The sequence below is a fragment of the Sphingobium sp. SCG-1 genome (genome assembly GCF_002953135.1).
Lineage (GTDB): Bacteria > Pseudomonadota > Alphaproteobacteria > Sphingomonadales > Sphingomonadaceae > Sphingobium.
Genome location: NZ_CP026372.1, coordinates 2,895,323 through 2,920,349, shown reverse-complemented (window position 1 = coordinate 2,920,349; position 25,027 = coordinate 2,895,323). Strand labels below are relative to the sequence as shown.

Here is a 25,027-nt window from a genome sequence, read left to right as displayed (position 1 = left end):
AGGATGCGATGGAAACGGCGCGTTACCAGAAGATCATATCGATGGTCGAGACGATCTACGCCCTTACCGCCAGCGGCGACTGGCACGCTGTAGGGGAAATGTTGACGGAGGACTTCCGCATCGTGGAAGCCGAAGGTCTGCCTTATGGCGGCGAATATCTGGGCAAGACGGCGCTGCAGGATCTTTATACGAAAGTATTCGCGTTCTGGGAGGATGCTTCACTGGATCGGCATGACATGGCGATATCGGAACACAATGCTATCGTCATGCTTACCATGCACGCAACATCACGGCACACGGGGGAGCGGCTGGCGATGCCGATGTGTGAAGTGCTGCACGTGCGCGGCGACAAATTCAGCGGTATCACGCCTTATTATTACGACACTGCCGCTATCGCCAGAGCAACCGGTACGCTTTCGTTGGCCTGATTATTTTGGAGAGACAAGACATGGCGCAGCTTGCCGGCAAGGTGGCTTTGGTCACTGGAGGAACATCCGGCATTGGACGGGGCACGGTTGAACGCCTGGTTGCCGACGGCGCTACCGTGATCTTCACAGGCTCCAATGAAGATGCGGCGCGCAGTCTGATTGATGCGACGGGCGCTATGTTCATCAAAAGCCGTGTCGAAAGTCCTGACGACTGGCAGCAGACCGATCAGCGCATCCGCGGCGACTTTGGCCGACTGGATATCATGTTCGCCAATGCGGGGATCGAGGCAGGGGACAGCAATGTTGAGACTATCGCCTTCGATGCCTGGGAGCGGTTGATCGCAGTCAATCTAACGGGGGTGATGCTGACCGTGCAAACAGCCGTGCGGATCATGCGTGACAATCCTGGAGGGCCGACTGGCTCCATCATCATCAACTCGTCGATGAACGCCAACAGGGCCATGGGCAATTTCGTTGCCTACTCAACGACCAAGGCCGCGATCGTAGCGCTGGGCAAGTCGGTCGCGATGCACTGCGCTAGCGCCGGTCTGCAAATCCGCTGCAACAGCATCCTGCCGGGCGTGGTGGAAACCGACATGATCCGGACCGTCATCAACCGTGCTCCCGATCCAGAGGCGGCGCGCGGCATGTTCGAGGGTATGTCGCCCATGAAGCGGATGGCGAAGGTAAGCGAAGTCGCGGCGCTCGTGGCGTTCCTTGCTTCCGATGATGCTGCGTTCATCTCGGGCGGGGAATATGCGATCGATGGCGCGACGACCGCCGGCACCATGGGTGTCTGAGGAAGCCGTCTGCAACCCCGCGCAGCAGTTAGAATTTCTCTCAAGGATTCGTGACAATCCGGAAACTTGCCCTTAGCTCCTGCTAAAGGGCAGTATCCGGATGAGGTCGACGCGGGCGAATGGCGGTTAGGAATTCCAGCAAGGGGGCCGACACCCGACAGGTTATCCTGAATGCCGCCGAAGTTCTGTTTTCCGAGCATGGATATAACGGCACATCCCTGCGTGACATTGCGAATGCGGCAAATGTCCGCCTCAGCGCGGCGCACTATCACTTCGGCAACAAGCATGAGATTTATCGCGCTGCCATGGAACGCAAACTGGATCTGCTCCAGCAGACGATCTCCGACAGTTTCGCCGATGCCGACGGATCAACCGAAGGCTGTCTGACGATCGAGCAGACTATTGCAGCGTTCGTCCAGCCGTTTCTCACGATCGCGTCGACGCCGGGACATGAGTTGCGACACTATGTCCTGATGACGTCGCACCTGATGAGTTCCTATCGGATGCCGGAACTGCGGCCGATTTTGGCCAAGCTGAGCGTCGTTAGCGACCTCTTCGAACAGCGAATAAAGAAGCTCATGCCACACACCTCAGAGAGCGAAATCCTCTTTGGAATGTACATCATGGAAGCTGCGCTCATCTTCATGGTGCAGGATCCCGGATTCCTCGACGACCTGACGCGAAATCACCACATGTCCAATGCAATCGGCAGAAATTCGGGCGCGATCATCCGTTTTTTCGCCGCTGGGCTCGAGCGCATTGCCGGCGAACCTCACCAATCTCACAGGTTGGACGATCGACCTATTTAAGGCAAAACATAGCCGTGAGCTGATGAGGACAGTCGGCAGAACGGAGATGGATTATGTCCCGGAAAATCTCCGGTTTTAATGGCGTTGCGCACACGCGCAGCGACTGGAGGAAGTAATGGGCCAAACCGATATTCATCCCCTTACGATTGATGGTCGTGAACCCTCCAATCTGCGTGGCGATCCGATCACGGGTGATCGCTACACGTCGAAGGACTTTATGCGGCGCGAGTGGGAGCGGATGTGGACGCGCATCTGGCATGTCGCGGGGCGCACTGCTGAATTGGAAGAACCGGGCGACTACGTCGTCCACAACTTCATGAACGAGAGCGTTTTTTGCGTCCTGCAGGACGATCGTTCGATCAGGGCATTTTATAACAGTTGCCGCCATCGCGGGATGCGTCTCGTAAATGACAGCGCCGCCGCTGAGAGCTTTCAGTGCCCCTATCATGGCTGGGTATGGGGCAAGGATGGCGTGCTGAATTATGCGCAGGATGCCCATGATTTTCCACAGGGCAATCCCTGCGGAAAATTGAAACTGAAGGAACTGCGCTGCGCCATCTGGGGCGGGTTCGTGTGGTACACGATGGACGATAATGCGCCGGATTTACTCGATTATCTCGCGCCGATGCCGGAGATCTACAAGAATTATCCGATGGAAACGGCCGTGCGCGTTTTCTGGATGAAGATCGATCTCAATACGAACTGGAAATTCGCGACCGATAACTTCAGCGAAAGCTATCATACGCGCACGGCGCACCCGCAAGTGCCGCCGTGGATCGATCAGGATGTCGATACCGCTCGGCATGAGATGTATCCAGGCGGGCATGGGCGAACGGTGCAGCCGATGCGGCCCTCGCTCAGCGATCGGCTACCGGAAGGCGAGCCTCATCCCTTCGACTATATCCTGCGTCAGTGGGACATCGATCCCGCCAGCTACCCTGATTACGAAGCCAGGGCGATGCAGGGCTGGCTCGACTTGAAAGCGGCCAAGCGGCGGCTGTGGAAGGAGCGCGGCTATCTGCACTACGAGCATATGACGGACGAGGAGATCACCGACAGCCCCCATACCGTCATCTTCCCCAACGTTACGATATCCTTCCTGCCCGACAATCTGATCTTCTTTCGCACGGAGCCGCATCCGACGGACCCCAACAAATGCACATTCGATCTGTGGTGCATGGCATTCCCCGTAGCGGGACAAAAGATAGTGGAATCTATCATGGCCGGACCACAGCCTCTGCGGGAGGCGGAGATGCAACACCGCGCCTTCGACAATGGACGCGGCGTGCCCGAGATCGAGGGGCAGATCGTCTATCAGGACATGATGCTCGCCGAAGGGCAGCAACAGGGCATGCACTCGCAAGGCTATGAGGACGCCTATTTGACCGCGCAGGAAACGCGTGTCCGCTTCTTCCATGAAGTGCTCAACGATTATCTCGAAGGGCGACGCTGAACGCCCAATTCCAATAAAATAATGTGATAAGGGAGAGTGCAATGCGAACTGCCAGAATGTTGGCCGGAAAGAGCCTTGGCCTGCTTTCGACGATCTCCGCGCTGGCGTTGACCTTAGGGTCTGCCTACGCACAGGACGCTGCCGCTCCGGAGCCGGAGACAGGCATTAGGGACATCGTCGTCACGGCCCAGAAGCGATCGGAAAATCTCCAGGACGTGCCGATCTCCGTAACGGCCGTCAGCGGCGAGAGCCTCGGCGCGGCGCAGGTCACTACATTGCAGGCTCTGCAAGGCACGATACCCAATGTTCAGATCGACAACTTCGCGAACACACCGCAGACGGCGGTGTTCACCGTGCGCGGCATCGGCGTCATTGAACCAGACCCCTATGCCGGAAACACGGTGTCCATAGTGGTCGACGGTATCCCGCAATTCTTCAGCATGGGCGCGCTGCTCGACTTGTATGACGTCGACCGGATCGAGGTATTGCGTGGGCCGCAGGGAACCCTGTTTGGCGCGAACACCACAGGTGGCGTCGTGAACGTGGTCACGGCGCAGCCCACTGGCGAGTTCGGCGGGTTCGTGAAGAGTGCATACGGCAACTATGATCGGTTCGACCTCAGTGGATCGATCGAGGCGCCTTTGGTCAAGGATCTGTTGTCGCTTAAGGTTGCGGGCATTCACACGCAGCGGAAGGGCTGGGTCACGAATGTCGTGGATGGCTCCGATCTTGGTCGCAAGAACCTGGATGCGGTGCGCGCCTATCTCCGCCTCGCGCCCGATGGATCGGATTTCGACGCGACGTTGCAGGGCGAGTATGTCAATGCCCGCAACGGATCGCCCATCGTCATCAATGGCTCTTACCGGGGTGAAGCGATCTTCGAAGAGCCGGGCGTCGACGGCATGTACCCCAGCCCCTGCATCAGTGGCGGCCAGTGCAGAGCGCCGAAGAAATATTACGGCGCGAACAACAGCGTGCCCGACATCTCGAATATGGATACCTACACGGGCGGCCTGACCATCAACTACAGGAACACGCCGATCGGGGATCTCACATCTATTACCGGCTACAAGAAGTTCAAGCTGGTCGAATATACTGATCAGGATGGAACGCCCGAGTTCAAGAACGACACCTACCGCCGGACACGCGGCTGGCAGTTCAGCCAGGAGTTGCGGAGCAACATTGCCGTCAACGACGACATCGACCTGCTCATCGGCGGCTTTTATCTCAAGACCCACTACGATCACATTCAGGCATACCGCCTGCAGTTCGCCGCGCCTGGCCTGCTACAGATCAATTTGCAGGATCAGGATAATTACTCGATCTCCGGATTCGCCCAAAGCTATTGGCAGGTCACCGACCGCCTGAAGCTTCAGGCCGGCATTCGCTACTCCCACGAGAAAACGGAATCTACGCCAAGCCTGGAGACCAGCATCGGCAACCCGGCGGGATCCAATTATACCGGCATCGGCAACACGGTGATCGGCGCGTTCACGACCGGCGGCACGGAGAGCTGGGACAATGTCGGCTGGAAGCTTGGCGCGGATTATGATTTGGGCGATCGCCGACTGCTCTATGCAAGCTGGGCGCGCGGCTTCAAATCGGGTGGCTTCACTGGTCGTGTAGGCGTTCCGGCCGATGGCAGCGAGCCATTCGATCCGGAGACCGTCGATACCTTTGAAGTCGGTGTGAAAGCGGACTTTCTGGACCGCCGTCTGCGCACCAACCTCGCCATCTTCTACACTAATTACCGCGATCTTCAGGTGGCGCAGATCTACTTCGATTCAACAACCAGTACACAGGGCAATCGAATCCTGAATGCAGGCAAAGCCGAGATCAAAGGGTTCGAACTGGAAACGACGGCCGTCCCGGTCGAGGGCATGACTTTGCGCGCGTCGCTGGCTTACCTCGACGCGAAGTACAAGACGTTTGCCTATATCGATCCGCTTTCCGGCGCAGCGCTCGACTTGCAGGGATATCGCCTGCAAAATGCGCCCAAGTGGAATGCGTCGTTCGGCGCCAATTTTGTCGTGCCGCTGGGCAATGGCGCGGAACTCGTAACCGACGTCAACTACGCCTACACCAGCAGCAAATATTACACGGCCATACTCGATACGCCGCGTTCGAAGATACAGCCGACGCATCTGGTGGATGGCACCATCACTTATTATCCCGCAGGCCGCGCCTGGTCGCTCGGGCTATGGGCGAGGAATCTGCTCGACAGCCGCTACATCTCCACCGTCTATGACTCCCCCGGCTATGGCGGAATTGCCGGATATGCCCCGCCGCGCCAATTCGGCGGGACGGCGACCTTCAACTTCTAAAAAATCCTATGGCGGGAGAACGAAATGGGACGCGTTGAGGGCAAAGTGGCGCTCATCACTGGCGGTGCATCCGGACTCGGCGCCGCCGACGCACGGAAGCTTGCCAGCGAGGGCGCCAAGGTCGTCATCACTGACATACAGGAGGAACTTGGCCAACAGACTGCCGCCGATATTCCCGGATCGCTGTTTCTCGCGCACGACGTTCGGGATGAGGCGCAGTGGCACGATGTCTTGGCGCAAACGATATCGCATTTCGGGAAACTCGATGTGCTCGTCAACAATGCCGGCCTTGTGCGGTTCGCCAATGTGGAGGACTGCACGCTGGAGGAATTTCGACTCCAGATGCAAGTCATGGTGGAAGGGTGCTTCCTCGGCTGCAAGTCCGCCTTGCCCGCGATGACCAGAACGGGCGGCGGGTCCATCATCAATGTAGCCTCAGTGGCCGCGCTAAAAGGCATAGGCGTCATCCCGGCCTACAGCGCCGCCAAGGCAGGAATCATCGCCATGACCAGAAGCATCGCCGTGCATTGTCAGGAGCAGGGCTACAAGATCAGGGTCAACGCAGTGGCGCCCGGCGCACATGACACACCCATGACTCGCCGAGCGCTGGGCGAGTTGCCGCAGGGTGATGCTGGCCTGGAGCAGATTCAGGCGATGGGGCAGGGCGCTCCCGAAGACGTCGCTAATCTCGTATTGTTTCTGGCTTCCGAGGAGTCTCGGCAGATCACCGGCACCCACATCGTCATAGACAATGGCGAGACGATGCGATGACTGCGGCGCTCACTATAACTCAGGTCGGCGACATCCAGGAAATTGCCAACCGTCTTGCCCAGCACAGCCGCGGCGTTGACCGGGCGGACGAAACGCTATTGGCCGACTGCTATCATGATGACGCTAGCGTGGATTACGGGTTCTACGCAGGGCCGGCAGGCGCGTTTGCGACCATCCTGACCGATGCGCAAAAGGCCGGGCCGGTGACGCTGCATCGAACCGGCCAGATGTGGATACGAATATCGGGCGAAAAAGCCCGGTCTGAGAGCTATGTCATCGCGTATGTGCAGGCGCCTGAAGCAGACGGCGCGATGAAGCAACGGCTGGTATGCGGTCGCTATCTTGATCGGCACGCCAAACGGGACGGGAGCTGGCGGCTAGATCATAGAACTTATGTACTCGATACCAACGTCAACTGGCCCGGCGAACATGTCGCAGGGGGCCTCAATTCTCTCGCACATCACGTGCCTGCGGGCGGCCATGGTCCAGCAGATCCAGGCATCGCCTTGCTCGCTCTGGCTGCGGCGAAAGGGCGAGCCGAGACAGGAGATACATCGATGAATATGGCTGACATGTACACGCGCGAAGCCGCCGACGCCGTCATCTCGCGGCAGCAAATCGCGGATTTGACCATGGCATATTGCCGGGGTGTGGATCGTGCCGATGAAGCTCTTCTCGCCAGCATCTTCCATAGCGACAGTACTGTTGTGAGCGGTGCGTACAACGGCAATGGGCAGGGCTTCGCTTCGGAGATTTGCCAGATAGTCAGGACGGCGTTCGCGCAGACATTTCACTCGATCGCCAATCAGTGGATCGATGTTACTGGCGACGCCGCAGTGGGTGAGACATATGTGATTGCCATCGCGACCACGGCGGATGGGGCATCGCAGATACTGACGGGCGGTCGCTACATAGATCGGTTCGAGCGACGGGAAGGACGCTGGAAATTCGCCGAGCGAACTTTCGTCAGTGACTGGAGCCGCGTTGAACCGGCGACAGAGCAGATCGGTGAAGGCATTTATGCCGCTCTTACTCTTCGGGGCAAAAGGGACCCTCAAGACCCTGTTTACGCATTGTGGAAATGATGAAGCAATGATGCGGTTGTCGTGATGAAGTGAAGTCCCTTGGTCGGTAAATCACTGCTCAACTATCACGCGTATTGATAATGACTGTCTTGCCCGGTGAAGACCATGGGGTTGAAGCTATTGCAGGTTGAACGCTCAAGACAGACGGCCTAATTCCAAATATATGATAGCCAAGCCTAAAGAGCGCGTTACGCCCGATATGCAAAACTCTGTTCGGGCCGAAGAGGTAGTTCCGAAGCAGAGGCGCAAGTACACCAGTTCGATGATGACACAGCGGCGCCAGCGCATCATCGACTGCGCGCATCGTATTCTGGGCGAGGGGGGAACACAGTCGCTGACGATCGACCGCCTTAGCCGCGAAGCAGAGGTCGCCCCCAGAACCCTGTATCGGCTGTTCGACGACAAGGAGGGCGTCATCCTTGCAACGGTCTCCGATCGGCTGCGCGAAGTGCGTGCCTCCATCGCCCGCCGCCAGAGAGATTACACGATCGATGTCGTTTTTGAAGAACTCGACTGGATGGTGTCGGAGATGCATCGCGATTCAGAATATGCGCGGGTGGTCATTGGGTTTTATTTCTCACTTGAACCGCGCCTAGCTGCGATCCGAGAGTTAGGCTCGGTCGCCTATAACCGTTTTCGTAACTGGATGGACCGGGAAATTGTGCAACGCCATACGCGAGACGATCTCGATCTGGAGCGGATTGCACAGGAATTCGTGGCGACCGAGTTCGTGGTCTATCATCGCTGGGCTGTGGGTGCTGTCGATGGAGACCAATGCCGCATTGAATTGCACGCGAACTTCCTGAAAACCGCCTGCCTTGTCCTGAATGATCCTGTCCGCAGCAGCTACATCAAAATGCTTACGGAAAAGCAGGCGCTACTCGCATTAAGCGCCATTGGCGCTAAAGCCTCTAATAATCGTGCGGAGCGCGACGCTGGCGATCATTTCATCGGCAAGGCATAAGCAACGATCTGGTCCGACCTCTTGGTCTGGAACCACATATGCTGGCCTGACGTAATGACCACGAACTGCCGCCCACCGGCCATGTAGCTCATTGGTGTTGTCTGGCTGCCGCCGGGCAAGGCGTCGCGCCACAGTTCCTTTCCTGACGCCATATCGATCGCCCGCAAAAAACCATCCATGGTGGCCGCAATGAACAGCACGCCCCCTTTGGTAGCGATCGGGCCGCCGATATTAGGCGTTCCAAGGCGGAGGTCGAACGGCAGCGGCACGGCAACCTTATTGTTTATCGTGCCTAAAGGCACGTCCCACAAAGTACGACCGGATCGCAGATCGATGGCTGTCAGGCCACCCCAAGGTGGCTTGGTGCAGGGCGCGCCCAATGGAGAGAGCAGCCATTCGCGCTTCACTTCATAGGGCGTGCCAGCCATTGGCGACACATCTTCGGTTGCGGAGAGCTTGACGGTCCCGCCGGCCCCCGGCGCACGTTTGCGCAATCGGATGACGGACGCGACCCGACTGGAATTGATGTAATAGATTTGCCGGACGGGATCGATGGCGCCCGCGCCCCAATTTGCGCCGCCGGAGGCAGCGGGATAGGTGATCGTGCCTCGCTCGGTAATAGGTGTGAACAACCCTTCGCTGCGATATTGCGCGATCAGGTCGCGGCATTTGCCGCGGTCCCACGGTGTGAAGCCCCATGCGTCGTCGGGCTTAACGGATTGCGGCACGATTGGCTTGGGCAGGCGTGGACGTGGCTGCGTTGGTGATAGCCATTCGCCCGGCATCGCGCCCTGCGGAACCGGCACTTCGTCAATCGGGAAAAGCGGAGCGCCAGTCCGGCGATCGAGCACGAAGACATAGCCTTGCTTCGTCGGTTGGACCAATGCGGGAATCGCCTGCCCCCCGCGTTCGATGTCGATAAGCGTGGGCTGCGCGGGAGTGTCGTAGTCCCATATATCATGATGGATCAGTTGCCGTGCCCAAACGAGAGAACCAGTCCGCGCGTCAAGCGCGACGACACTGTTGGCGTGCCTATTATCGCCGGGGCGGAGCCCGCCATAATAGTCCGGCGATGCGCTGGATGTCGGCAGGAATACTAAGCCGCGTCGCTCATCAGCGGAGATCACCGACCAGACATTGGCAGCGCCAGTCGTGCGGCGGCTGTTGCCCATCCAGTCCCTGTCGCTGCCGCCGGTCTGGGGAATGGGGTCGAAGGTCCATAATGCGCGTCCCGTCCGGACGTCATAGGCGCGAATGATGCCGCGCGGCGCATTGGCACGCACATTGTCCAGCACCGACGTGCCTACTACGATACTGCCCGCCGCTATCGCCGCTGGACCCGCCAGCTTGACCTCGCCGGGGTGGTGCAGGCGGCCCGGATCGACCTTGACCGTGCCGTTGTTTCCGAACTGGCTGCACAGCCGTCCGGTTCGTGCATCCAGGCCGATCAGCCGCATATCGACGGTGGCGAGAATGATGCGCTGCGCACAGGCGCTATTCAGCGGCATGTCAGGATCGCGCCATTGCGACACCCCACGACAAATATATTGATCGGGAAGCTTGTAACGCGGATCGATCTTCGGATCGAAGGTCCATTTCTCCCGCCCCGTTGCCGGGTCGAGAGCGATCACGCGGGAGAAAGGCGTGCAGGTGATAAGCGATCCGGCCGCCAATATCGGCGTGGTCTCACTTGTACTGTTGGCGAGCATAGCTTCCGGGCGGCGGGAAAGCTCACCCGTCGAATATCGCCATGCAACCTGGAGATGACCGACATTGCCGGGCACGATCTGCGCCGCTTGCGTGTAGCGCGTGCCTGCCGATGTCGCGCCCCATTGATCCCAGGCAGTCTGCGCCGGAAGGCGTGTGGGAATGAAGAGCTTCGGCAACGGTGGATGCTCGATCCTCCACCAAATCACTCCGCCTGCGCATATCAGGAGGAGGCATAATCCCCAGAATGGCCCAGCGACGTTTGTGCCCCCCGTTCGGCATATCAAACCGCGATAGTCGCGATGTGGCTCCGCACATCTGCGGACTCACCTTCACCGACAAGTATTTCGGTTAGCGTGCCGGAACCGGGCGACGGCACTTCAACGGTCGTCTTGGCCGCTTCCACTTCGACCAGCGGTTCGCCCGCCTCGACATGATCGCCAATGGCTTTCAGCCAGCGGACGATTTCGGCGTCCTGCATTCCCATGCCGAATTGCGGGAGCAACACTTTCATATTCGCCATGATTGCCCCCCTTATGCGGACACAGGTTGCGCAGCGCCGACCAGCGTGCGGGCCGCTGCCACGATACGATCGACGGTCGGATACAGCGCCTTTTCGATGGCGGGAGAGAAAGGCAGGTGCGTATCGGCCGTCGCGACGCGCAGCACCGGCCCGCGCAGGGCGTCGAATGCCTGCTCAACGATCAGCGCCGAAATTTCGCTGGCGGCGCTGCACGTCTGATGCGCGGGATCGACCGTGATCGCTCGACCGGTCTTGCGCACGGATTTCAGGATAAGAGGCTTGTCCAGCGGCACTAGGCTGCGTGGGTCCACCACTTCGATGGAAATGCCTTCCTTCGCCAGCACCTCTGCGGCTTTAAGCGCTAGCGGAACGGCACCGGCGACGGCAATGACCGAGATGTCGGTTCCCTCTCGCTTTATCTCGCCTTTCCCAAGCGGAATGATAAAATCAGGATCATCGGGCATGTCCGACTTGCTGGTCCAGCATGTGCTGTCCTCAAAGCACAGGACAGGATCGTCGTCGCGGATCGCTGCCTTCAACATGCCCTTCATGTCATAGGCGTTCGACGGCACCATGATCTTGAGGCCCGGCACGTTCATGAACATGGAATAGGGCCGGTCGCTGTGCTGCGCCGCGTTCGAATTGCCGTAGAACAGGCAAGTGCGGATCACGAGCGGCAACGATGCCTGCCCGCCATAGATGTAACGGGATTTGGCGATGATGCTCATGATCTGATCCATCGCCGGGTACAGGAACGAGGCAATTGTCGCATCGACGATGGGCCGCATACCCACCATGCTCGCCCCTGCCGCGGCGCCAATAAAGCCGTTTTCGGAAATCGGGGTGTCGCGCACCCGCTCGACGCCAAAGGCATCGACAAAGCCGGTGGTGGTGCCGAAGACATTGCAGATGATGTCTTCCCCCATGATGAAGACGCGCGCATCGCGCGACATCTCCTCGTGCTGGGCCTGACGGATCGCTTCGAGATATGTGGCTTTCGTCATGTGCTGTTCCTTAGCCTTCAGGCGGTCAGATAATCGGGGATCGGCAGGCGATCGACGAACACGTCATCAAAGGCTTCGGCCTGTTCGGGATAGGCGCTGTCGCGGGCGAATTGCAGCGCGTCGGCAACTTCGTCCGCGACCTCCTGCTCCATCGTATCGAGCGTGGCGGCGGCCACGCCCGCTTCAGTCAGGCGCGCGCGGTAGAGCGTCAGCGGATCGCGTTTGCGCCATTCATCGACTTCGTCGCCGCGATCGAGCAGGATGCGCCCCATATTGACTGCGTGATCGGCATATCGGTAGGTCTTGGTCTCCACCAAGGTTGGCCCGCCGCCCGTTCGTGCGCGCTCGACTGCCTCCGTGACCGCCGCTTCGACGGCATCGACATCCTGCCCATCCACGATGATCGCCGGCATCGCATAAGCCTTTGCCCGCTCGGCGATGTCTTTCACCGGCACTGCGGAGTGTGCGGGCGTGGAAACCGCGTAGCCGTTATTTTCGCACACGAAGATCGCCGGGAGTTTCCACACTGCCGCCAAGTTCATGCCTTCGTGGAAAGCGCCTTCGTTGGTAGCTCCATCACCGAAAAAGCATAGGGCCACACGGTCGTTGCCTTGCAGTTTCGACCCCAGCGCCGCACCGGCCGCGACGGGTATGCCCGATCCGACGATGCTGGTTTCGCCCAAGCTCCCGATCGAAAAATCGGATAGGTGCATGGAGCCGCCTTTGCCTTTGCAGATGCCCGTGGCCTTGCCGAGCAACTCGGCCATGAGCGGGCGCAGCTTCGCGCCCTTCGCAATGGGGTGCCCATGGCTTCGATGCGTGCCGACCATATAGTCGTCGGTACGCAGTGCGATGCACGCCCCCACGCCGGACGCCTCCTGCCCCGCATAGGTATGGAGTGCGCCCGGGATTTCCCCTGCCGCGTGAATGGCCTCCGCCCTGTCTTCGAAATGGCGGATACGCAGCATCCGGCGGTATTTTTCCAGGCTGCGGTCGTTGGGGAGATCGGTCATGGCTGTTCCTTTAAAGGGAGAGCGGTCAGGCGAAGGCGGGTTCGTACGTGGCGGGCGCTTTGCCTGCGACGATCAGTTCAAGCGGCGCCGCGTACATGGGCTCAGGCGCGCCAGCGGTGATCGCGTAGACATTTTCCATGTGGCACGGGCCAAGCTTCGCACCGAAGAAAAGGCTGTCGAGGCTGATCAGCATGTCCTCTTCGATGATGAAGCCCTGCTTCACGCCGGCAAGGCCAGCGGCAGGATAGGGGAGCGGAATCTCCAGCGGCATCAGGCCAATGCCATGCGCGACGACCAGCAGCTTCTCCGGCGCGGCCACGCCGTGTGCCTTGAGATGTTCGTAGCCGATTGCAGGCAGGCTGTTCGTGGACACACCCGGCCGCAGCATGTCGACCATTTTGAGGAAGGCGTCCCGCAATATGTCGTGCAGGCGCTGATATTCGGGCGTTGGCGTGCCGATCACGGCAGTCCGGTTTATGTCGATCCAGAAACCGTCGAGCACACCCTGCGTTTCCAGGATGACGATGTCGCCGTCCCGTAAAGCACGATTCCCCGCCGTCCGGAACAGGTCGGGGATAAAATCCTCCCCGTCGTAACTGCCGCCGAAAAGCATCGCGCCTTCGTCAACAGGGATGACCCGGTTGCGGACCATGAAATCGCAGATCCCGGCCTGCACGTCGTTCCAGTCGACGCCTTCATGCAGCAGCGATCCTGCGTGGGCGATGACCTGATCCGCCATTTTCCCGACGGTGCGATAACGTGCCAGCTCTTCGGGCGTCTTCACGACACGCACGCGCATCATCAAGTCGAGCGCATCGCGATAATCATGCGGCACACCCATGATAGCGACCGCAGCCGACACGCGATGTTCGTCGAACCCTATGGTGCGCTCCGCCAGTCCGTGATCCGCGAGCGCCGCCGCTACTGCCGCCGCGATATCGGGCTGGCATGTACCCCTGATTGCGCCCGCGATCGCCATCGCATCGTCCGCCAGCCGACTGCCCGGTCGATCGGGATCGACATAGCGGCTCACTTCACAGAAATTGAGCATGTCGAACGTGCGGATTTCGTCGAAGGTGCAGTTCTGCGCCTCTCTGTTGAGGACGGCGACTATGCCCAGATTGGCCTCTGGAATGACAAGGATCGTCGGCTTCTCGACATCGGCAAACACGATGGCCGCCGCAAACGGCTCCATCTGCGTCCAGCGTTCGAGTACCGAATGGTATCCGGTGGCATAGCGCACGTCATGCGGATGGCTGAGCACGACAGCGTCGAACCCTTCCGATGCCAGCAAGGAGCGCAGACGGGCGACGCGGGCGTTAGCCATCGGTCAGGCCGCGGCGAGGGCAGTGTCCGCGCCCTCGTTCGAGATGTCGGCCACAAGTGATCCCTTTGCGAGATCGCGCAGGAATTCATGGTTGAGGATGAATCGCACCTCGCCCCCGGCGTCGGTAAAGGCAACCGCGCCATGCCCCATGAACAGATATTCGGTTACCTGCTCGCAGCGCGCTTCGTTGTGGCGCGAGCCTATCGGTTCATAGCCATAGGTTCCGGCAGGAGCGGAGCCGACATCGTATATCAATTCGCCCTTGGTGACGAAATATTGGCCGTACCCTAGATGCCAATGTGGCGCGAACGTCGCACCCGGTTGCATCTCGACCCACAGCACCCAGTCGCCGCTTTCTTCGCTGTAGCGCAGCAGCCTTATGGTCGTCCCTTGCCCCAGTTCGTGCGGCCGCGCGTCGGCTATGTTGACGATAAGGTCGCCGGTCTTTCCAGCATCATGCTCGATAGTCATGGTCGGTCTCCTCGAATACGTTACATGGTTGCAGTAAGGCCCTCGTCAGCCGCGATGACGGCGCCATGGACCGCGCTTGACTGGGGGCTGGCGAGAAACAGGATCAGGTCCGCGATCTGCGCGGGGTCCATGAAGAACTGGCGGCGTGGGCTGGGATGATTTTCCATGAGCGCTGTGATGGCCGCCTCGCCTTCCGGAGTTCGCAGCCCAGCCGTCAACGGCGTCGCCACAGCGCCGGGGCATACGCAGTTGATGCGGATGCCCTTTGGTCCCTGTTCGGCCGCCAAGGTGCGCGCAAGCATGGCGACACCGGCCTTGGATGCGGAATAAGCGCTGTCGCCCGCTCGTCCTGCAACGCCGCTGACCGAACTGACGAAAACGATCCGCCCTTCGCCCCGTGCGATCATCGGTGGCAGCACGGCCTGCGTGACGTAAAAGCTGCCTTTCAGATTGACGTCGATATGCCGGTCGAACAGCGCGATAGGGCTGTCCGGAACAGAATTGGGTTGCCAGATGGCGGCATTGTTGACCAATATGTCGGCGGCACCGATTTCATCGGCCAAAGCGGCGACAGCGCGCGCCACGGCCTCCGCATCGCTGATATCCACCTGCCGTGCCGCCGCGACATCGCCGCTGGCGATTGCGCTATCGAGATCGGCTTGCGGCGCGTTCGAGAGGATAGCGACCTTGGCGCCCTCCGCCGCAAGGCCGCGCACGACAGCTTCACCGATTCCCGACGTGCCGCCCGTGACCAGTGCAATCTGTCCGGCAAAGCGCGTCATTGCGCGGTATACCCGCCATCGACCACCAGTTCAGAGCCATGCATATAGCCGGACTCGTCGGACGCCAGAAAACGGACGGCCTTGGCAATGTCGATAGGGTCAGCCATGCGCCCGATGGGATGCGCAGGCGCAAGTCCGGCAGCGGCTTCTTCGACCGACTTGGCAAAACCATTGTCGACGAAGCGTTGCAGGATATGATCGACCATCGTCGTGTTCACACCGCTGGGATGCACGGTGTTGACACGGATCTTGTAGCCTAGCGCAGAGAATTCCATCGCGCACGCTTTGGAGAACAGCCTCACCGCGCCCTTGGAGGCGCAATATCCGGTATGCAGCGGCGATCCAATCAGGCCCGCAACCGACGAGATGATGATGATCGAGCTTCCGAATGGACGATCCGCGCCGGTGCGCTGCATCAGGTCGGCAGCAACCTTCGTCCCCAAGAAAGGACCATCGACGTTGACCGCCATCTGCTTGCGCCATTGCTCTATCGTCGTGTTCTGGAGCTTCTCTACCACCACGATACCCGCGACATGCACGAGGACGTCCAACACGCCGTGGTCTGCCTCGACCGCAGCAATAACTCGCTGCCAGTCGCCTTCTCTCGTCACGTCGAGTGGATGATACTGGCCGTTCGGCACATTCTGCGCCCACGCGCTTCCGTCTTCGGGAATATCCGCGCCGACAACCACAGCGCCTACTTCCGCCAGCGCCCGAGAAATCTCAGAGCCAATGCCGCCAGTGCAGCCGGTCACAAGCGCCACTCGTCCTGCAAGCGAAGCAGTCATCCTATATCTCCTTGAATGTCATCGTCGGTCAACGGGGTGAAAAGGCGGATGTCCGGTTCGCCATCCACGCAGTCCCAGCCAGCCGCCGACATAGCCTTGTGATAGGGCATGTCGGGATGCGCGGCGTGTGCGGCTTCGTTGGCGAACACTTCAGTGAACACGAAAAGCGCCGGATCGTCGTTGCTGCGCATCACCTGAAAGATGGGCACGTCCGGTTCATTGGCGCGCACATCCTTCTGCAGTTGCGCCACAAGGGCAGCGAAGCTGTTTGACTTTTCCGGCTTCGTACGGACATGCATTATCACGCCAATCATCATTGAGGCCTTTCGATCAATGTCTTCGGGTTTGCTGGATGAGGCGGTCAGGCTGGCGCAGGGTCCAGATCCGGCGGCGGCACGCCCGCTGATCGACGCGCTGCTTGCCAAGCGCGCCGACGATCCCGACGCCCTCACTCTTCTCGGCCTTGTTGCTCAGCGCACCGGTGACGATGCAGCGGCTCTCGATGCGTTTGCCCGCGCCCGAAAAGGTGATCCCGACAATCCCGCCCGGCTTGGCAACCATGCCATTGCCCTTAAACGTGCTGGCCTGTTCGACGACGCCATCGCCGCGTTGCAGCGCTCTCTTGTCCTGCGTCCGGGATCGGCCGTGACTCTCGCGAACCTCGGCTCTTGTCTGATCGCGGCGGAGCGCCCCGAAGCAGCGGAGCGACCACTGCGCGAAGCAGTCGCCGCCAACCCGCAGCATTTCGAAGCCTGGAACAACCTGGGCGTGGTCCTCGCCCGTACGGGTCGCCAAAGCGACGCCATAGCCGCTTACCGCAGGGCGCTTGCCATACGTCCCGATCATGTCGAGACGGCGCTGAACCTCATTGATGCGCTCGCTGCCGACGGTGAAGCCGCTGCCGCTGAAACGCTGGCGACGAACATGGTGCGGCGAATGCCTGGACATGCGCGTGCGGCGAACCAGCTTGGCGGCTTGCTGGAGGCGCGCGGTGCCGTCAGCGCCGCCATCGATACATATGACGCAGCGTTTCAGTCTGAGACGCCCAGCCATCCGGTGGGCGTCAATCTGGCGCGAGCGCTGATCGGCGCGGGCCGGTACGATGAAGCCATCGCTATCACGGATCGCCTCATTGCCGCGCTGCCGTCCGTTACGACTCCCCTCGCGCTTAAATGTGCGGCGCTCGACCGATCGGAGCGTACCGGCGAGCTCCAAACTCTTATGGGTCTCGATCGCTTTGTGACGATCATCGACGTCACGACGGCACCAGGGTTTGCGTCCATGGCGGACTTCAACAAGGGTTTGGAAAACGAATTGAGGCGCCATCCGTCGCTCACATTCGAGCCGGAGGGGCTGGTGACGCGCCACGGACGGCAAAGTGACGATCTGGCGGCTGCGCCGACGCCGGCTTTCAGCGCTCTGACGCGCATCGCGACGGAAGCTTTGCGGGAATATGTCGATGCTCTGGCGCAAGATCCGCACCCCTTTGTGCAAGCCAAGCCCGACAAATGGACGCTCACATTGTGGGGCACCATTTTGACGCCCGGTGGCGCAGTGGAGCCGCATATCCATGCGCCGAACTGGCTGTCCGGCGTCTATTATCCTGCGATGCCCAAAACGAACGGGGAGGAGGGCTGGTTCGCGATCGGCGCCTTGCCCGTCAGCCTGGGGGCTGGCGGCACCCGTCACAGCTATGAGCCCCGCGCCGGACGGATGATCCTGTTTCCCTCCTATCTGTGGCACACGACCTTGCCATTTGGCGGTACGCAGGACCGGATTAGTTTTGCCTTCGACCTCGTTCCCGCTGGGATCGGGCGTCCGCACAGCTTCAGAAAATAACCGGGTCGGTCGCGCCGACCCGGCAGGTGTTTCCGGATCGCGCCAAATAACGGCGACGATCAGGAGGGGAGATTTGACACCCATTATGCCGCTCAGAACTTCGCGGCAAATTCGACGCCAAACGAGCGTGGCGGCGCATAATTGGTGAAGTTGAACAATCCCGCGACTGAGTTGGCAGAGACGCGATACACCTCGTCCAGCAAGTTGCGTCCAAATACGGACACACGGTACTTGTCCGATGGATCGGACCAGTGGATGCTCGCGCCTACCAGCGTTCTGGCTTCACCCTGCGTGTAATCGGCATTGAGCGTCACCGATTCATATTCGGACTGATAATTGACGTCACCGTTCAGGCTGATCTGTCCCCAAGCGGCCGGGGGGAACTCATAATTTGCGGTTAGATTGGCGGTAATCTTGGGAACATTCCGCAACTTCAGGAAAGAGGCGTCCTCGTTGGTGCCGTTGCCGTCGATGTCCGTGAAGAACTGGAGATATTTGGCTTTCTGATAGCCCATCGATGCCCCCAAAGTCAGGCCGTCGATGGGCACCGCACTGAGTTCCAGTTCGAGGCCGTAGACTTCCGCTTTGCCGGCATTCGTGGTGCGAGTCTCCTGACCGGGAAGCCCCGTGATGGGATCGACGAACGGTACGACAGCATCACGCTGCAAGTCGTTATACTTCACGTAAAATGCCGCAGCGTTGAAGCGAAGGCGGCGGTCCGGCGTTTCGGTTTTCAGCCCCAGTTCGAAGCTGTCCGCAGTTTCCTCCCGGAACGGCAGGGCCGACGTCGCCGACATGGCCTGCTCATTATAGCCGCCTGATTTATAGCCTTGGCTGTATGTGAAATAATTGTTGATCCCGTCGGCAATTTCCCAGCGATACCCCGCCCGGAAGGTCGGCTTCGAGAATTTGGCGCTGTCGGAATATTCCGGCCAGAAGCCCGTCGCGATGACCGAGCGGCGGACCTGCGGTTGCACGGAGAAGCTCTTCTCCTCCTTGGTGTATCGCCCGCCTAGGAAGAGAGAGAACGCGTCGGCCAGCTTATATTCCGCCTCGCCGAAGACAGCGTAGCTGTCGACCTTATAGTGCGACGTAGACTGGTTCGGATCGGTAAGCGCCGTAGGATCGCCAAGGAAACGCAGGAAACCCAACAGGGATGTCGCGCTCGCATCGAGCGTCTGACCCCAATACATGGCGCCCACCGTCATCTTCAGCTTGTCCGAGAAATCGGAACTGAAGCGCGTTTCAAGGCTATATTGCTTGCGCACGTCGTCGCGGGTCGACACGAACAGAAACGCGTTCTCTCCGGTGTAATCCGACGGCAGGATGGATTTCACTCGGCGGTATCCGCCCACGACGGTGATCGCTCCCACGCCGTCGATCTTGTGCTCGCCGCGCAGGTACAATCCATCAACGTTTATGCGATGGCCGAGCAGTGTGCCCGGACAGGTCGGGGTGGTCGCGTTGCCCTGATTATTCGCGTCTCCTGCGCATAAGGTTGTCCCCGTTTTGAAGGGGCTTGCTCCCGTCGTCTGGATGCCGGGAAATCCAACCACATCGAACAGGAAGCCGGGAGGCGTCTCGTTCACGCTTGGTGGAGAGTCACCCCGATCGCGCAACATTTCATAAGTCAGCATCAGGTTGGTGTCGGGCGTAGGTTCCCACAACAGCTTCGCGCGGCCGCTGAAATAACGGCTGCCGCTGCGCCGCTTGCCGGTGCCGGGTAAACCCTGCACGCCGTCAACAGCGTTGTTCTTCGTCAAGCGGTAGTAGCCGTCACTCTCCTGGAACGATCCGGCGGCGCGAAAGAAGAGAGTGTCGGTGAGAGGCACATTGATCGATGCCTTCACGTCCTTTGTGTCGAAGCTCGAATAGCCGACACGAAGCTCCCCGCCGAACGTCCGTTCAGGCCGCTTCGTGATGACGTTTACGACGCCGCCGACCGTGTTCTTGCCGAACAACGTCCCCTGGGGCCCGCGAAGCACTTCTATGCGCTCGATATCGAATAGGTCGAACAATTGTGTTTGCACGTGCGCCAACACGAAATCGTCGACCACGACGCCGATCGCAGGTTCGAAGGTCAGGATGATGTCGCCAGTCGACTGACCGCGAATGCCGATCGAGGCTGCATTGAAGCCGGGAACATTGGTAATCACCACGTTTGGTACGTCACCCGCCAAAGCACGGATGTCGGTCGCGAACTTGCGATCGATCGCCGTCGCCGAAAATGCGGTGACGGCGATCGGCGTGTCCTGAAGCGACTCCGATACGCGCCGCGCCGTGACGACGATGTCTTCCAGACCGGATACCTGACCGCGCTCCTGCATTGCTGGCGCTGGATCGGTTGTCGTTGGCGATACGTCAGACTGAGCCAGTGCGACGGTGCTCGTACCTGCAAGAAGCAAGCTAACTGCTGCTCCGTAGGCGCAGTTCGACCATTGGCGGAATCCACCCATAGCATCCTCCCTCGTAAGTCCCTGTCGCTTGTTTTGCGACTCGGGACGATGGTCACTGCCTATGCAGCGACGTTAATAAAAGAACATAGATGTTAGTTTATGGAAAGAGAAAAAAGACAAACATGTTTGCTTTTTGCTCAGTACGCGATTCTGCGCAGGATTAGGTGTCGGAATGGATTGCGGGGTTGGGCCGGGCGCCCTGTGCACCCCCTGGAGCGCGATGAAAGCCGAGCGCCAAAGGCACAGGTACGTCTGTTATCGGTGACGCGACGCGAATATGTTTGCCCGCGCCAGCCCCATTCTGCTGCGCACAGGCTGGGAAAGGAGGGTAATCAGATTCTGGCCTGAATAATCTCCACGGCCTCATCTTCTATACGTACTGCGCTCAATACGCCGGTTTCATATGCGCCCGTATCAACGCCGATCCGATGTCTGGCGAATTGTACCTGATCGTCTTTCCATGCGTGTCCGTGGACGATGATCTTGTCGAAACGTCCCGTCCAGTCGAGAAATTCACTTCCGATCCCTGTCAGATCGTCGAGGCTCTGCCTGTCCAGCCGGACTTGGGGTCTCACACCCGCGTGAACAAAGGCGTAGTCGCCGATGCCGATGATCTGCTCAAGGTTCTTTAACGCCGCTAAATGCGATGCAGGCATACGATGCAGGAGATCGTCGCGCGCGCGCACCTGATCCAACACGCTTGCCATAGCCACGGAGTGCGGAACCCCATAGGAGTCGAGGGTGTTGCTGCCGCCTTGCTCCAGCCAGTCAGAAGCGCTCTGCGGGTCTTCGATATAGTTCAGCATCGCCCGCTCATGATCGCCCATCAGCAGATGCGTTTCGAATGGTGCGTACCGCTTTAACCAACAGACCGTTTCCAGCACCTTTGAAGAGGCCGGGCCTTTGTCGACATAGTTGCCGCAGAATATCAATATAGGTCGTTGCGCAGGGGATCGGTGCGCTAAATCCCCGACGATCTTGCCAAGGAGCAGCTTCAGGAGATCGTAGCATCCATGGATGTCACCTATGCAGTAGACGAGTTCACCCGCGACTGATGCCGAATTGCGATGCAGATTCTCCGCGTGTTCGCCCTGATCGTCTTCATATAGCTCAGCCAGGGTCATTCCCGTTCACCTCTCCGCAGACAGGCTTTCTAGCTCTTTTGCTAAAGCATTATATTCATCTATGACATATTCCGGCGCGTCATCCGCCTCCCGACGCACTTTGATCCATCGTCTCTGATAGCGGGAAATCACTTGCGAACCGGCGCCGCCAGCAAGAGCGGCAAGATAGGCGCGGCGCAAACGTTTGTCGGCATCGAGCATGGCAGGCCTCAAGCACCACGATCTATCTTCAGGGCGGGGCTGTATGCAATCGACCTTGCCGTTGACCTCACTTGTCCGGTTTGCCGATCTCGGTTGCGGACGATCATGAGCCGCCTGCTCTTGCCCTTTCCTTGCGACGCTCTTTGCTGCTTTACGTTTCGGAACGTGCCGACGTGTGTCACCCTCAGCTTTTGCGGGCGGAACGTCGGTCTGAGCTTCGACATGTTCTCTCGGAGGCGACGCTGCGGGAATGATGGTCGCTGTTGGTGTCTGAGGCAGCGAACGTTGCACCGTCACTGCCGAAGCGGGAGGGGCAGGGGGCTTATGCCATATCAGCCAAGCGCCTGCGCCGCCGATGGCTGTCGCCAAAACTAAAGCGGCAAGAATGAAGGACTGTCGTCTCGCTGCTCTGTCCGGTGCTTCGGATAGCAGGGATAGTACCTTGTCGGGCGGTGCTTCGCGATGGAGATGCTGATTTGGAAGCCCATGCGCTTTTGCAAGGATCGCTGTCAGATCGGCGGCAACGCAGGACTGCATGTCGGCCATGCCACTATGCCCGGCAACTCGCATCATGCGCGTGGTCGCTCCGGAGCAATCACGAAATCAATGCCTCACAGGATCGGGAGCCGCTCGACCTTCCATATCGATCCTTTCAAGACCGCTGCCTCAAGTATGTCATCTTTGGCCCCGCGCATGATTATCATAGCACGCCCAGCGCCATTCTGGCCGCGCGGACCACATAAAGGCGGCAGTCGGACTGTTCGGGAACATCCTCCCAATCAGTTCCCGCCTTTCGAGCGAATGCATCGCTCCAGATCTTTCTGGCGATGTGTTCGACTTCCTGCGCATGAGGAGCCCGCCCCTCCGACAGGCAGGCGCGTAACGCTTCGTGGAAAATCCTGCCCGCCGATGGCTGGGTCATAAATATGGCACCCTCTCCGCAGCGCTTTTTGCGCCTTGGGTGCGGGCTAGCAGCAACGATGAGGATGCTCCACCATCTCGGCTTAAACATAAGTTAGTGGTCAGCCTGCCTAAGCCCCGTTCGCTACGTGGGTGATCTCTCTTCGGCGTTCTTCATCGCGTTCAGGAAAGATTGGCGAACAAGCTTAGCGATCAAAACGACTTCATCATTGTCGCGGGGGGCGTACAGCATCACGGTGTCCGGCGAAACAGTCGGTTGCCCGGCAAGCGGATGGGGTTCGGCCCAGCCTTTGTCGATGGCTTCGCTGCGCAAAGGCTCGGGCAATATAGCGTGCAAGCTGCCATCATCATCGAAATGAATATGCGCAAATTCATGACCAATCAGGAACGCTTGCGCGTTTTCGCAGGCATGCTCCGGGTCGAGATAGAGGCCCACCGTCCCCGGCGGCGCGCGCATACTTTGGCCCAGGCTCACATGCGCCAAATCTGCAAGCGATGTCAGCAGCGCGCTGCTCAGCGTTCGCCGCGCGGCGGGAGGCACGAGCTGGTTTAGCTGGCTGTGTGGTGCGCGGGGCAACGTCGCGGGGCGAGGACCGGCGCGCGGTGGGAGTTCAAGATGCATCGCTAATACCTCTTCTCGGCATTATCATCGCGGCGTGGCTCTCGCACAAATCCAGCGAGAGACTTTCACCGCGCCAGGCAATGTAGCCGTCGGGCCGCACAAGGACGACTGCCTGTCCCGGATTCTGCCCCACACCATAGCGCTGAAAAACGACGTCTTCGTCCGGCTGTGCCCCTGCGATGATCCCTATCGCCAACCCGCGTGCCATGAGCCGGGTTTGTGCGGCGGTAATGCTGGCGGTATCTGCCTCGTTCAACTTCTCGCGCGAAAAAACGAGGATCGTGAAGCGGTAACCGCGCAGCAGCGCGAATACAGACCCTACAGCATGCACAGGCGCGTCCGGAGCCCGTGCGCCAGGTGGCGCTAATTTGCTGGCGGTGCCGCTCACATACGCGCCGAGCGGATATGCGATCGCGCGTTGTGACGTATTGAAAAACGCCCTTTTCTGGAAGGGCGACACGCGCGTTAGCAGCGGCAGGACCGTGCTGATGATCTGGTCGCGGACGGCGGCTTTTGCGCCGGTCTGTCCGGCAGCGGCAGCAAACAAACGACCGGTCGACTTAATCACGTTTTCTCCGACTGGACGACGTTCTTGGTCATAGCTGTCGAGCAGCCCGTCCTTTGCCCCCGCGCGAAGAACCGCCGCAAGCTTCCACGCAAGGTTCGCCGCGTCTTGCAAGCCCGTGTTCATGCCCTGGCCACCGGCCGGCGAATGGATATGGGCGGCGTCACCGGCGATGAATGCACGGTTAGCCCGATAGCAGTCAGTGAAGCGATGGTGCGCGCGGTATCGCGTCACCCAAACGGGATCGCTCAGCCTGACGGGGAGGGCGATTGCTTTAGACAATCCTTCTTCCATCTCCGCCAGGTCCAGCGGAGCGGGTTTGCTGCCGTCCTCGTCGCCGAACGAACCACTAACGTCCGTCGCCATGACTCGCGACACTTTCGCACCGTCAAGCGGCAGGAAAAGACCGATGCGTGAGCCGTTAAGGAACACGCGGAAACTTTCGTGATCGAGGGGCCAGTGAACTTTGCAGTCGGCAAGCAGGAAGCGCTGCGGAAGCATGTCTCCGTCCCAGCCCAGACCCGTCGCCTGCCGCACTATGCTGCGTGATCCATCCGCCCCGATTACATAGGCGCTGCGAATTCTGAATGGCCCATCGGCGCCATCGGCGTGCGTGGTCACTCCTTGCCCGTCTTGCTCGACTGCCGTCACGGTCGTCTGTCGTTCTATGCTTACACCTAATGCGCTACAATCGTCGGACAAAATGGCTTCCAGACGTGACTGGGGGATCATCAGGATGAAAGGGTAAGGCGTGTCGCCTGCATTCGCCCGCGCGAAATCGAGTCCGCCGCGGAAGCGACCTTTCACATGGATGTTGACCGAGTCCGCACGAACTCCCTGTGCAAGGAAGTTTCGGGCCAGGCCGATGCTGTCCATCAATTCCAGCGTGCGCGCCTGAACGGCGAAAGCACGCGACTCTCGGGTCGCCTCGCCCCGCTGCTCGACAAGCCGCACATTCACCCCGGCGCGCTTCAGCAGGTTTGCCGCCATCAACCCGGTGGGGCCGGCACCAACCACCAGGACATCACAGTCGTTCGAAGCATTCTCCAC

The 25,027-nt window shown here is 59.7% G+C and carries 24 protein-coding genes; 9 read left to right on the top strand and 15 right to left on the bottom strand.

Features of this window, described 5'->3' with window-relative positions; translation table 11 throughout:
• The first annotated feature begins 8 nt into the window (after nt 1-8).
• From C1T17_RS13300 to C1T17_RS13265, 8 genes are all read left to right on the top strand, one after another.
• Nucleotides 9-428: a nuclear transport factor 2 family protein gene (locus C1T17_RS13300; protein WP_189338351.1), complete on the top strand. Its 420-nt coding sequence runs from the start codon at nt 9-11 to the stop codon at nt 426-428.
• A gap of 20 nt (nt 429-448) precedes the next feature.
• Nucleotides 449-1,228, top strand: a complete 780-nt coding sequence (locus C1T17_RS13295; protein ID WP_104953852.1) for an SDR family NAD(P)-dependent oxidoreductase — start codon at nt 449-451, stop codon at nt 1,226-1,228.
• A 119-nt stretch (nt 1,229-1,347) separates the two neighbouring features.
• The gene (locus C1T17_RS13290) at nt 1,348-2,037 is read left to right on the top strand and encodes a TetR/AcrR family transcriptional regulator (protein WP_104953851.1); all 690 of its coding nucleotides are present in this window, start codon (nt 1,348-1,350) and stop codon (nt 2,035-2,037) included.
• A 115-nt stretch (nt 2,038-2,152) separates the two neighbouring features.
• A complete protein-coding gene (locus C1T17_RS13285; protein ID WP_104953850.1) occupies nt 2,153-3,490 on the top strand; it encodes an aromatic ring-hydroxylating oxygenase subunit alpha in 1,338 nt (445 codons plus the stop codon).
• Between the two features lie 41 nt (nt 3,491-3,531).
• Nucleotides 3,532-5,814, top strand: coding sequence for a TonB-dependent receptor (locus C1T17_RS13280; protein WP_223262602.1), 2,283 nt, complete (start codon nt 3,532-3,534; stop codon nt 5,812-5,814).
• 24 nt (nt 5,815-5,838) lie between these two features.
• A complete protein-coding gene (locus C1T17_RS13275; RefSeq protein ID WP_104953848.1) occupies nt 5,839-6,585 on the top strand; it encodes a glucose 1-dehydrogenase in 747 nt (248 codons plus the stop codon).
• The gene (locus C1T17_RS13270) at nt 6,582-7,670 is read left to right on the top strand and encodes a nuclear transport factor 2 family protein (RefSeq protein WP_104953847.1); all 1,089 of its coding nucleotides are present in this window, start codon (nt 6,582-6,584) and stop codon (nt 7,668-7,670) included. The genes C1T17_RS13275 and C1T17_RS13270 overlap by 4 nt, the downstream gene beginning before the upstream one ends.
• Before the next feature lie 262 nt (nt 7,671-7,932).
• Entirely contained in the window at nt 7,933-8,634 is a 702-nt protein-coding gene (locus C1T17_RS13265) for a TetR/AcrR family transcriptional regulator (RefSeq protein ID WP_223262601.1), read from the top strand.
• Here the strand turns inward: C1T17_RS13265 and C1T17_RS13260 are convergent.
• The 9 genes from C1T17_RS13260 to C1T17_RS13220 form a co-directional block, all read right to left on the bottom strand.
• On the bottom strand, nt 8,613-10,550 hold the full coding sequence (locus C1T17_RS13260; RefSeq protein WP_223262600.1) for a pyrroloquinoline quinone-dependent dehydrogenase: 1,938 nt from the start codon (nt 10,548-10,550) through the stop codon (nt 8,613-8,615). The two genes, C1T17_RS13265 and C1T17_RS13260, sit on opposite strands and share 22 nt — an antisense overlap.
• Before the next feature lie 74 nt (nt 10,551-10,624).
• Nucleotides 10,625-10,864: a biotin/lipoyl-containing protein gene (locus C1T17_RS13255; RefSeq protein WP_104953846.1), complete on the bottom strand. Its 240-nt coding sequence runs from the start codon at nt 10,862-10,864 to the stop codon at nt 10,625-10,627.
• Nucleotides 10,865-10,875: 11 nt separating this feature from the next.
• Nucleotides 10,876-11,868: an alpha-ketoacid dehydrogenase subunit beta gene (locus tag C1T17_RS13250; RefSeq protein ID WP_104953845.1), complete on the bottom strand. Its 993-nt coding sequence runs from the start codon at nt 11,866-11,868 to the stop codon at nt 10,876-10,878.
• Nucleotides 11,869-11,885: 17 nt separating this feature from the next.
• Entirely contained in the window at nt 11,886-12,881 is a 996-nt protein-coding gene (locus C1T17_RS13245) for a thiamine pyrophosphate-dependent dehydrogenase E1 component subunit alpha (protein ID WP_104953844.1), read from the bottom strand.
• A gap of 25 nt (nt 12,882-12,906) precedes the next feature.
• Nucleotides 12,907-14,208 (bottom strand): M24 family metallopeptidase, encoded by a 1,302-nt coding sequence (locus tag C1T17_RS13240; RefSeq protein WP_104953843.1) that lies wholly within the window; start codon nt 14,206-14,208, stop codon nt 12,907-12,909.
• Nucleotides 14,209-14,211: 3 nt separating this feature from the next.
• On the bottom strand, nt 14,212-14,679 hold the full coding sequence (locus C1T17_RS13235; RefSeq protein WP_104953842.1) for a cupin domain-containing protein: 468 nt from the start codon (nt 14,677-14,679) through the stop codon (nt 14,212-14,214).
• Nucleotides 14,680-14,699: 20 nt separating this feature from the next.
• On the bottom strand, nt 14,700-15,461 hold the full coding sequence (locus C1T17_RS13230; RefSeq protein ID WP_104953841.1) for an SDR family NAD(P)-dependent oxidoreductase: 762 nt from the start codon (nt 15,459-15,461) through the stop codon (nt 14,700-14,702).
• Nucleotides 15,458-16,249, bottom strand: a complete 792-nt coding sequence (locus C1T17_RS13225) for an SDR family oxidoreductase (RefSeq protein WP_104953840.1) — start codon at nt 16,247-16,249, stop codon at nt 15,458-15,460. The genes C1T17_RS13230 and C1T17_RS13225 overlap by 4 nt, the downstream gene beginning before the upstream one ends.
• On the bottom strand, nt 16,246-16,563 hold the full coding sequence (locus C1T17_RS13220; RefSeq protein WP_104955218.1) for a putative quinol monooxygenase: 318 nt from the start codon (nt 16,561-16,563) through the stop codon (nt 16,246-16,248). The genes C1T17_RS13225 and C1T17_RS13220 overlap by 4 nt, the downstream gene beginning before the upstream one ends.
• A gap of 19 nt (nt 16,564-16,582) precedes the next feature.
• Between C1T17_RS13220 and C1T17_RS13215 the strand changes: the two genes are divergently transcribed.
• Nucleotides 16,583-18,088 (top strand): tetratricopeptide repeat protein, encoded by a 1,506-nt coding sequence (locus C1T17_RS13215; RefSeq protein ID WP_104953839.1) that lies wholly within the window; start codon nt 16,583-16,585, stop codon nt 18,086-18,088.
• Between the two features lie 92 nt (nt 18,089-18,180).
• On the opposite strand, the gene C1T17_RS13210 is transcribed toward C1T17_RS13215, so the two are convergent.
• From C1T17_RS13210 to C1T17_RS13185, 6 genes are all read right to left on the bottom strand, one after another.
• Nucleotides 18,181-20,544 carry a TonB-dependent receptor gene (locus C1T17_RS13210; protein ID WP_104953838.1) on the bottom strand — a complete coding sequence of 788 codons (2,364 nt, stop codon included), beginning with the start codon at nt 20,542-20,544 and terminating at the stop codon, nt 18,181-18,183.
• A gap of 332 nt (nt 20,545-20,876) precedes the next feature.
• The gene (locus C1T17_RS13205; protein ID WP_104953837.1) at nt 20,877-21,668 is read right to left on the bottom strand and encodes a metallophosphoesterase; all 792 of its coding nucleotides are present in this window, start codon (nt 21,666-21,668) and stop codon (nt 20,877-20,879) included.
• A gap of 6 nt (nt 21,669-21,674) precedes the next feature.
• Nucleotides 21,675-21,869: a hypothetical protein gene (locus C1T17_RS13200; RefSeq protein WP_104953836.1), complete on the bottom strand. Its 195-nt coding sequence runs from the start codon at nt 21,867-21,869 to the stop codon at nt 21,675-21,677.
• Between the two features lie 700 nt (nt 21,870-22,569).
• The gene (locus tag C1T17_RS13195; RefSeq protein ID WP_104953835.1) at nt 22,570-22,791 is read right to left on the bottom strand and encodes a hypothetical protein; all 222 of its coding nucleotides are present in this window, start codon (nt 22,789-22,791) and stop codon (nt 22,570-22,572) included.
• Between the two features lie 123 nt (nt 22,792-22,914).
• Nucleotides 22,915-23,412 (bottom strand): luciferase family protein, encoded by a 498-nt coding sequence (locus C1T17_RS13190; protein WP_104953834.1) that lies wholly within the window; start codon nt 23,410-23,412, stop codon nt 22,915-22,917.
• Nucleotides 23,402-25,027: an FAD-dependent monooxygenase gene (locus C1T17_RS13185; RefSeq protein ID WP_189338350.1), complete on the bottom strand. Its 1,626-nt coding sequence runs from the start codon at nt 25,025-25,027 to the stop codon at nt 23,402-23,404. The genes C1T17_RS13190 and C1T17_RS13185 overlap by 11 nt, the downstream gene beginning before the upstream one ends.